The 9,653-nt window shown below is 42.6% G+C and carries 11 protein-coding genes; 1 reads left to right on the top strand and 10 read right to left on the bottom strand.

The window, feature by feature from the left end; genetic code table 11:
- Positions 1–124: 124 nt before the first annotated feature.
- The 7 genes from ACYPWY_RS05905 to ACYPWY_RS05875 all read right to left on the bottom strand — a co-directional run bounded on the left by ACYPWY_RS05905 (position 125) and on the right by ACYPWY_RS05875 (position 4,534).
- Positions 125–436, bottom strand: coding sequence for a type II toxin-antitoxin system RelE/ParE family toxin (locus tag ACYPWY_RS05905; protein ID WP_459684509.1), 312 nt, complete (start codon positions 434–436; stop codon positions 125–127).
- A gap of 10 nt (positions 437–446) precedes the next feature.
- Complete coding sequence (locus tag ACYPWY_RS05900) at positions 447–758, bottom strand: HigA family addiction module antitoxin (RefSeq protein ID WP_459684508.1); 312 nt, start codon at positions 756–758, stop codon at positions 447–449.
- Between the two features lie 6 nt (positions 759–764).
- A complete protein-coding gene (locus tag ACYPWY_RS05895) occupies positions 765–1,082 on the bottom strand; it encodes a type II toxin-antitoxin system RelE/ParE family toxin (protein WP_459684507.1) in 318 nt (105 codons plus the stop codon).
- 104 nt (positions 1,083–1,186) lie between these two features.
- A complete protein-coding gene (locus ACYPWY_RS05890; RefSeq protein ID WP_459684506.1) occupies positions 1,187–2,095 on the bottom strand; it encodes an EamA family transporter in 909 nt (302 codons plus the stop codon).
- 70 nt (positions 2,096–2,165) lie between these two features.
- Positions 2,166–3,014 (bottom strand): ribonuclease III, encoded by an 849-nt coding sequence (gene rnc, locus ACYPWY_RS05885; RefSeq protein ID WP_459684505.1) that lies wholly within the window; start codon positions 3,012–3,014, stop codon positions 2,166–2,168.
- Positions 3,011–4,273 carry a beta-ketoacyl-ACP synthase II gene (fabF, locus tag ACYPWY_RS05880; protein WP_459684504.1) on the bottom strand — a complete coding sequence of 421 codons (1,263 nt, stop codon included), beginning with the start codon at positions 4,271–4,273 and terminating at the stop codon, positions 3,011–3,013. The genes rnc and fabF overlap by 4 nt, the downstream gene beginning before the upstream one ends.
- 24 nt (positions 4,274–4,297) lie before the next feature.
- Positions 4,298–4,534 carry an acyl carrier protein gene (locus ACYPWY_RS05875; protein WP_459684503.1) on the bottom strand — a complete coding sequence of 79 codons (237 nt, stop codon included), beginning with the start codon at positions 4,532–4,534 and terminating at the stop codon, positions 4,298–4,300.
- A gap of 158 nt (positions 4,535–4,692) precedes the next feature.
- Between ACYPWY_RS05875 and purN the strand changes: the two genes are divergently transcribed.
- A complete protein-coding gene (gene purN, locus ACYPWY_RS05870) occupies positions 4,693–5,259 on the top strand; it encodes a phosphoribosylglycinamide formyltransferase (RefSeq protein ID WP_459684502.1) in 567 nt (188 codons plus the stop codon).
- 308 nt (positions 5,260–5,567) lie between these two features.
- Here purN and dnaA read toward each other — a convergent pair whose 3' ends face one another.
- From dnaA to ACYPWY_RS05855, 3 genes are all read right to left on the bottom strand, one after another.
- Positions 5,568–6,980 (bottom strand): chromosomal replication initiator protein DnaA, encoded by a 1,413-nt coding sequence (gene dnaA, locus ACYPWY_RS05865; RefSeq protein ID WP_459684501.1) that lies wholly within the window; start codon positions 6,978–6,980, stop codon positions 5,568–5,570.
- 325 nt (positions 6,981–7,305) lie between these two features.
- Entirely contained in the window at positions 7,306–8,199 is an 894-nt protein-coding gene (locus ACYPWY_RS05860; protein ID WP_459684500.1) for an MlaD family protein, read from the bottom strand.
- Positions 8,200–8,205: 6 nt separating this feature from the next.
- Positions 8,206–9,600: an N-acetylmuramoyl-L-alanine amidase family protein gene (locus tag ACYPWY_RS05855; RefSeq protein ID WP_459684499.1), complete on the bottom strand. Its 1,395-nt coding sequence runs from the start codon at positions 9,598–9,600 to the stop codon at positions 8,206–8,208.
- Positions 9,601–9,653: the final 53 nt, after the last annotated feature.

The raw sequence follows: 9,653 nt of genomic DNA, 5'->3' as shown, positions 1-9,653 counted from the left end.
AGTTGCCCTCGCTGGGCAACTGTTAATTCCAGTTTCTTTATCTTTCCCATTCCTAATTGTATATACCATACTAGAACGGAAAGACAAACTAAATATTTTATACAAACTAATTATGAACACTTACTTAGTGATTTGACAATTCTATTATATTACAGAGTGTTACAAGGGTTTCGGAAAGAACTTGGCGTGTGGTGAACTCAATTCGGTATTGGTCGTTTACCCTGACAGATTCGATTCCTTTTTTGTCGCCTTGCAATTTTTCATAATGCAGCGCATTGTATGGATATAACTTTTCAACGCTCGATACAGACTCCAAGATACCAACCACTTGCTGGTATTTTTTCACTACTTGAGGCTGAAAACGATATTTTTTGTCCGTTGTTTTACCAGTTTCATTCAGTTCGCGCAAATATTCCTTTTCAAAACCAATCTCCATGTTGTTATTATTAAAGTACTGCTACCGCTTTGCGTACTACAGCAAGGCGTTTGGCAAGGGTTTTGTCCTTGCTTGCCACATGCATGTTGTATTTCAGTTGCAAACGCATCAATAAGCCGGAATCTATATCCAATGCGGCTTCAAAGAGCATTGCTGTGGTGGTGGTAATGGGGCGGCGTTCGTTAAGTATATCGTTCAATATTTTGTACGATATCCCCATCTGTGTAGCAAGTTTAGTCTGCGCCAGGCCACGGTATTCTATTTCATCTTTCAAGACTTCGCCCGGGTGTGTTGGGGTAAATCCAAATCCTATATTTCCCATAACGATTTATTTATAATGATTCGACAATTCTATTATATTACAGACTGTTGCAACGGTTTCGGAAAGGACTTTGCTCGTGATAAACTCTACACGGTATTGGTCGTTTACCCTGACGGATTCAACTCCCTTTTTGTCGCCTTGTAACTTTTCATAGTGCAATGAGCTGATTGCAAATAAATCCTCAACTCTCGCGGCTTTTTCAAGTGTATCAATTACTTTACGATACTTTACTACTATCTGCGGCTGAAAACGGTATTTTTTATCCGTTGTCTTGCCGGTTTTGTAGAGTTCGCGCAAATATTCCTTTTCAAAACCAATTTCCATACCGTTGTTATTCGTCCAGCAAATGTAATACTCTTTTTATAATTCCACAAAAAAAGTGGAATTATTTTTCCACTTCTCACATTATAGCGATCTTATTTTTTGCTCTACTTATCTCCTTTCCCCCGAATCAACGAATAATTCATAACTACCACGGCTACTATAATCAGCACAATTCCTACCCACTGGATGCAATCGACTTCTTCGTGGAGAACAATTCCGGCCATCAATACGGAGACCGGCAACTCGATGGATGCGAGGATGCTCCCCAGTCCCATTCCGGTGATAGGCATCCCTTTGGTGAAGAATAGCGGCGGAAAAATAGTGCCGAAAAGCGCCAGAATCAGCCCCCATTTCAGCAGAACAGTTACATCGAAATGTTGAAACAACGAATATCCCCATACGATGCTTACAATACATAACGATCCTATCATCATATAAAGGCTGCGGGTTAGGGCCGGATACCTGACCGCAATCCGGTTAGACGAAAACATCGTAAACGTATAGGACAATGCCGCCAGCATTCCCCAGAAAATCCCCTCCCAATTGAGTACTATTTCGGAATTCAGCATGTTGGTTGACAATACTGTTCCTATCAACACGATGAGGATGGCTAGCAATTTCCCTTTTGTGGGTTTTGTTTTGTTTACGATTAAATCGAGAACCGATCCCATCCACACCGATTGCATCAACAGCACAATACACACCGATACCGAAACATAAGTCAGGGACATGTAGTAGAAAGAGCTTGTAAGGCCCAAAGGTATTCCGCCCAGTATTAAATTTATTTTTTCGCGCTTGGTAGGAGTTCGTGTTGCTTGTGCCTTGTTGAGTTTACCCGACAACAGATTCATGACAAACAACACAACCAGGCCAACCACCGCTTGAGAAAAAGTCAGCTCGGCTGTGGAATAGCCATCATCGCCGCCCAGCTTGACAAATGTTGCCAGCACACCATAACTTGCCGCGCCAATAGCCACTAAAATAATGCCTTTAATAAGATGATTATTGTTCATAGTGAGGTTATAACGCTAAGGCACAACCAAATGTTTAGGACAAGTTAGTTAAAAATGCGGTTGGATTGGATTATTCCTGAGGCAGTACATCGTCATTCGCCTCTTCTCCTGCAATTTCCGAAATTTCGGAAGCAGGCGCTTGCTGTTGTTCCTGTTCTCTCTTTTGGTAGAGAAGCTCTTTGTAGGCATCGTCTTTCTTGAGTCGCTTGTAGGCTATTTTAGCGGCCATTTGCTGCGATTCTTTTTTGGAGTAGCCTGTGCCTGTACCGGCGGTTTCTCCGCAAATGACTACGGCTGTTTGAAAGACCGGATTATTTTCTTTATCAATAAAGGTTTCTATCAGGTCGAAGCTTATCTCAATTTTGTTTTTTTGTCCCCATTCTATCAGTCGCGACTTGAAGTTTACTTCCTTGTGCGCCACCGAATTCATGTTCAGGCGTTCCTTTATGAGGCGTTCGTAAACAAAGCGTTTGGCTGCCCGGTATCCCTGGTCGAGGTAAATGGCGCCTATCAGGGCTTCCAAGGCATTGCCGTACATGTAGGTTTTATGGGCTGTGTTTCGGGCCGAAGATTTGATTAACTTATCCAGTCCCAAATCTACCGCCAATTTGTTTAAGGTTTCGCGTTGAACTATTTTCGAGCGGGTGTTGGTAAGGAATCCTTCTTTCTTGTATTCAAATTCCTTGAATAAAATATCGGCAACAATGGCATCCAGTATGGCATCGCCGAGAAATTCGAGACGCTCGTTGTTTATCCATCGCCCGTCCTTCATCTTCATCGACGAAGACTTGTGCAGAAAAGCCTGTTCGTAGAGGGCTATGTTGTGGGGATAGAAGTTCAGGACTTTATAAAAAGAAGCATAAGGCTCTTTTTTCCTTTTGGGAAAAGACCTTATGCTTCGATATAGTTTTTTAATCACTGGTTCTTATACTTTTTAATGATAACACAAGCATTGTGTCCACCAAAACCAAAGGTGTTTGATAAAGCGGCATTCACAACTCTTTTCTGTGCTTTATTAAAAGTAAAGTTCAGTTTATAATCAATATTAGGATCTTCGTCTCCCTCAAAGTTGATAGTGGGAGGGACGATGTCATTCTGAACCGAAAGGGTACAGAACAAGGCTTCTACAGCTCCGGCAGCGCCCAACAGGTGTCCTGTCATTGATTTTGTAGAACTTATATTCAGCTTGTAAGCGTGGTCGCCAAATATTTCCTGAATTGCTTTTACTTCGGACGGGTCTCCTACGGGTGTCGATGTTCCGTGAACATTCACGTAATCAATCCCCGATGGTTCCATATTGGCATCCTGAAGCGCGCTTTTCATGGCTATTTTTGCCCCAGCCCCTTCGGGATGCGAAGCGGTTAGATGATAGGCGTCTGCCGACATTCCGCCTCCGACCACTTCGGCATAAATTTTAGCTCCACGTGCCAATGCATGTTCCAATTCTTCAAAAACCAGGCAGGCGGCGCCTTCGGCAAGCACAAAGCCGTCGCGGCTGGCGCTAAACGGGCGGGATGCTGTTTCGGGCGAATCGTTACGTGTAGATAAGGCTGTCAGAGCGTTAAAGCCTCCAACGCCGGATGTGCATACGGCTGCTTCGGCTCCTCCGGCCAAAATTATATTTGCTTTTCCTAAGCGAATCAGGTCGAATGCGGTGATAGCGCTGTGAGTAGATGACGCACAAGCCGATACTGTTCCGAAATTAGGACCGCGGAATCCATGACGGATAGAAATATGTCCTGATGCGATGTCGGAAATCATTTTCGGGATGAAGAACGGGTTGAATTTAGGCCCTAGCTCTTCGTGTGTTGCGTAATTACCAACTTCCTCTTCAAAGGTTTTGATACCTCCGATGCCCGCCGACATAATTACACCCACCCTGTCCAGATCAATTTTTTCATAATCCAGAGCTGCATCTTCGAGGCTTTCCTCGGCAGCGGCAATAGCCAATTGGGTATATCTGTCGCACTTGCGGGCCTCTTTCCTGTCCAAATACTTGGATGGGTCGAAGTCTTTTACTTCGCAAGCAAACCGGGTTTTAAATTTTGATGCATCGAATTGAGTAATAGGCCCGGCGCCACTAACCCCGTTTAAGGCATTTTTCCATGTTGTTTCAACATCGTTGCCAATAGGTGTTACTGCCCCCAGACCTGTTACTACTACTCTTTTTAATTCCATAGATTGTTGTTGCAAGGAATTAGATTATTTTGCATTAGCTTCGATGTAGGTAACGGCGTCTCCTACTGTTCCAATTTTTTCTGCTTGATCATCAGGAATAGAGATACCAAATTCTTTTTCAAATTCCATGATCAGTTCAACAGTGTCGAGTGAATCAGCTCCTAAATCGTTTGTAAAGCTAGCAGTGTCAGTAACTTCTGTTTCTTCAACGCCTAATTTATCAACAATAATAGCTCTTACTTTTGATGCTACTTCAGACATAACTTTTTGATTTTAATTAATAATTAGTTTTTTATTTTTAATTTTGTCGGTGCAAAGGAAAGGTTTTTTATCCATATAAGACAAATATTTTGCCTAGAAAAAAGTTAAAGTTGCACATTTTTAGCAGTTGTGTGCATAATATCAAAAAAAATAAGCAGATGATTAGAGTTGCCATTTTCGCCTCCGGGTCGGGTTCAAACGCCGAGAATATCACAAGGTATTTAGCTGATAATAAGCTGATTTGCATCGACAGCTTTGTATCGAATAAGCCCGATGCTTACGTGCATGAACGGGCAAAACGCTTGGGTATCGAATCTTTCAGTTTTTCGAAGGAAGATTTTGCCGAAGCAGACAAAATTGTGGATTTTTTGGCAAAACGGCGGGTCGATTTTATCGTTCTTGCCGGATTTCTATTAAAAATTCCCCAAAAACTCATCAATGCCTATCCCAATAAAATAATAAATATCCATCCGGCCCTGTTACCAAAATATGGCGGGAAAGGAATGTATGGCGACCGTGTTCATAAAGCGGTTGTGGAAGCGGGCGAAACAGAATCGGGCATAACCATCCATTATGTAAACGAAAATTACGACGAGGGAAATATCCTGTTTCAGGCCAAATGCAAGGTTTTACCGGCAGATACCTGCGAAGATGTAGCAAGTAAGGTTCATCAATTGGAATACGCACATTTTCCGCAGGTAATTGAAAAGGTGGTTTTATCTTAGGCTTAAAGTTTCAGGTTCAAAGTTCAAAGTTCAAGGTTTCGGGTTGTAGGGTTGTGGCGTGCCGCGACCATTGGATGCGAATTTATATCACAGGGGATACGGAATATTGGAACGCAAATTACGCAAATTATCGCCATTTATATATGGTTTAAAATAATCAATTCATAAAATTATTTGCGTGAATTTGTGTAATTTGCGCAATTTGCGTTCTTCCGGTGTTCGGATATTTACCCACACATTTCCGGTATGTTAATAAAAAAGACGTGGCACGCCACGTCTCTACAATAACTTTGAACTTGAAACTTAACTTATATCTTAAGCTTCTTCTCTATTTCTGCAATATCGTTGCGGAAGCCTTTGTCAACTTCTATCTGGTCTTTTACCATGCGGCACGAGTGGAGCACTGTTGCGTGGTTCTTTTTGCCGATAATGGTTCCTATTTGCGACAACGACATCTCGGTGTATCGTTTCGAGAGGTACATGGTTACCTGACGGGCCTGAACAATTTCCCGCTTGCGTGAGGCGGTATGTATCAGTTCGCTCTTTATATTGAAGTGCTTACAAACAACTTCGGTGATGTTGTCAATGGTCAGTTTTTTCTTTTCGATTTTCTTTATGGCCTGACCAATCACCCTTTTTGCAAGCGTCAAGTCCACCTCTTTGTTGTAAATGACCGAGTGCGCCATTAACGAGACGATTACACCTTCCAAATCCCGCACGTTTTCGGTTACATTTTCGGCTATGAAGTCCAAAACATCATCGGGAATCGTTAATCCGTCAATCAATATTTTATTTTTCAATATCTTCAGCCTCAGTTCCTTGTCGGGACTTTCCAATTTGGCGGTCAATCCCCATCTGAAACGGGTCAGCAACCTTTCTTCCAAGCCCTGCAACTCCACGGGAGCTTTATCGCAGGTAAGTATCAATTGCTTATTGTTCTGGTGTAAATGGTTGAAAATATGGAAGAAGGTATTCTGGGTTTTTTCCAATCCGGTCAGTTCATGCACATCGTCAATAATAAGCACGTCAATCCCCTGATAGAAATTAATGAAATCGTTTACGGTATTGAAACGTGTTGCATCGGTATATTGTACCTTAAACAGGTGAGCCGAAACGTACAATACTCTTGTTTCGGGCGACAATTCTTTGATGCGCGTACCTATCGCATGGCACAAGTGGGTTTTACCTACACCCGATCCGCCATGTAAAAACAAGGGGTTGAAAGCCGTTTTACCCGGATTACCGGCTACGGTTTCGCCTGCCGTACGGGCAACGATATTGCTTTCGCCCTTAAAAAAGTTGTCGAACCTGTATTTGGAATTCAGTTGGGAATCGAATTCTTCCGCCACCGTTTTATGGAAGGGATTGGGCGCTTTATTGGCCTGCTTGGGGGTTATCTTTTCAAAGCTCAATGGTTTGGCCTCACCTCTATACTCTACCTGAGTATTTGTGGTATTCTCCATCAATATGCGGTAGCTCAAAATGGTCTCGCTTCCCACCTCCTTGTACAAGGAAGCGCGGAGAAGATCAATAAATTTTTCTTCAAGATATTCATAGAAAAATTGGCTTGGCACTTGTATCATAAATACCTTCCCATCATAACTCAACGGTACGATAGGCGAAAACCATGTTTCGAAAGTTGTCTCGGGTACATTATCCCGGATAACCCTCAAACAATTATTCCATAAATACTGGACATTTGTATTGCTATCACTTTTCATTGATTATCTTTTCTTCAGCTACTAAAACTCTTAGCCTTTACAAAAATCGAAATTTAATTTATTAAAAAAAAACGCTCTAAAATTTGGATTTTATGAAAATGATATAACTAATTCATTCCAAAATTATTAAGCCTCGCTCCTGAAACAACATATCATCAGCCTACTTTTCGACACCGTAAGCAACTGTAAAACAAATAGATAAAATAATTTCTCCGACAATTACCCCCTTGAATATAAAATGCCATTATTCTTAGAACCGCTAAAATTGCGGAATTAAAAAAAATGAGTAACTTTTTTTATTTAAAATCAATCTAAATAACGGAAACTAAAACACTTTTATTTTTATATACCTCGAAGGATTCTCTTTTATGTCCTTCAACAACAGCGAAGCATTATTCAAAGTCGAGGTCAAACTATCGTGCAACTGCGTATCGTTCAGCAGCAGCCCCATCGAGTTATCCTTGGAATTGATTTTTTCGCTCAACGCCTGAATATTATTTAAAGTAGAATCGAGGGAATTGTAGGCCGATGCCAAATCTATGGATTTAGCCTGAGATGTTACGGCTGAAAGGTCGTTGGATATGGCAGTTAGGTTTTTTGTTATGGCCGGCACATCGTGGTTGAGCGTTGCCAGCAAAGCATTCAACTGCTTCATGGAGGTCTTGAGTTCGGTGGTAGCCGAGCCAATATTATCAAGCGATTGGTTTAAGGCCGGATGATTGACCGTTCTTTCCAAGCCGATAAGAATGGAGTCGATGTGTGGAATCAACACGGCTATTTGCGGCATAAGGTCGTTCGATACTGTTTCAAGCATCCCGAGGGGACGCTTGCCTCTGATGGTATCTGTCGCAGAATAAAACTCGCTTGTTTCATAATTCGGTCTGATTACAACCGTCGCGCTCCCCAATACCGATGCTTGTATCTCGAACCGGCTTCCTTTTGGTATTCTTACCCCTCTGTCCAGATTAATTACGGTCAGAATCCAGCGAGGATTGGCTTCATCAATATTCATGTCGTAAACCGTTCCCACTTTGTAGCCGTTCAGTATAACAGGGCTCGACAGTGTGAGGTCGGTTACATCTTCAAAGACCACCAAGTAAGAGTTGGTTGGTTTAAACAGGTTCACTCCTTTGAGGAAGCTGATTCCGAAGTATAAAATAAATACACAAACAATGAATGATATTCCTATTTTTACTTCTTTCGCTATTTTTCTCTTCATTTCTCTTTATTTAATGCGTTTTCCGTTTTTGAACTCAACAATAAAGGCGTCGCTAAACTTAGCTCTAGCCTCACGCTGTAACATGAGGGCTTCGTTATAGTCGGTGGTCGAGCCATAAGTGTATTTATAAGTTCCTTTGTCAATATAGAAACCGACCGGCGACAGGCCTTTCAGTTTTGGTGATCCGGCACTGATTTCGGCGCCGCTGGTGAGTATTTGCACACGATACTCTGTTTCGTTGGAGCTTGTTGCCGGTTTTGCGCTGGATGTTTCAGTTACCGGTTTTGCAGTCGCCGGTTCGGTCGCCGGTTTTGTTGGCTGTTCCACCTTCGGTTGTTCGGTAGGAAGGTTTGCTTTGGGTTGAGAAACTATCACCGGCTCGTGCTTTGGTTTCGATACAAAACCCAAAGGATTGCTCGCCGTCTGTTTCGGCGGAACCTGAGAATCCGGTACATTTACCTGTGGCTGAACAGGCTGCGAAACAACAGGCTTGGCAGGTTTATTTACATACTTGCGGTCGTTATCTTTTTTAGTTTCTACTACCGGATTTTGAACGGATTCGTCTTCGGCGGATGTGATGCTTTTAGAGCCTTGCTTTTTATCAAATTCTTTTTTGTAGTTTTTAAATCCGGCAAAAATAGCGCTGGCCAATGTTCGCTGGCCAATGGCCGATGTCAGGTATTTTGCTTCGGCCGGATTATTGATGAAGCCCAATTCAATCAATACGCTTGGCATGGCCGTTTCCCGCAACACCAAAAATCCCGCCTGCTTCACGCCACGGTCGCTGCGTTTGGACACCGACTTGAAATTCTGTTGCAACGAGGCAGCAAATTCAAGGCTTTGTTCCATGTATTTGTTGGTCATAAACTCGAAGATAATGTACGATTCGGGCGAATTGGGGTCGAAGCCCTGATAGCGTTGTTTATAGTTATCTTCGAGCAGGATAACGGCGTTTTCGCGCTGCTGCACTTCTTTGTTCTCTTCGCTTCGGGCGAGCCCCAGTATATAGGTATCTACGCCTGTGGCAGTAGTGGTTTTGGCTGCTGTGGAGTTGGTGTGGATGGATATAAACAAATTGGCTTTCTCCTTGTTGGCTATTTCCGCCCGCCTGTACAAATCGACAAAAACATTTGTTTTACGGGTATATACAACTTTTACGTCCGAAAAGTTGTCTTCTATCAGTTTGCCTAAGTTAAGAGCCACAGCCAGATTAATCTCTTTTTCTTTGCTGTCGCCCCTCACGGCGCCGCCATCTTTCCCGCCGTGTCCCGGATCGATGACCACCGTAAAATAAGTAGCTGCCGACAGCTCGTTGACACAGATCAGCGCCATTAAAAAAGCGAAAAATAGTACCTGTTTCATCACGGTGAGATACTTCTTACTGTTCCTGATTGAGTTCATGTCTTTGTAATCTATACGGTACGCGGTACAAAAGTACGAAAAAAAGAAGAATA

It is taken from the genome of Viscerimonas tarda (assembly GCF_054601255.1).
Note: the sequence above shows the minus strand (reverse complement) of the source record. Positions and strands in the feature narration are given on the sequence as shown.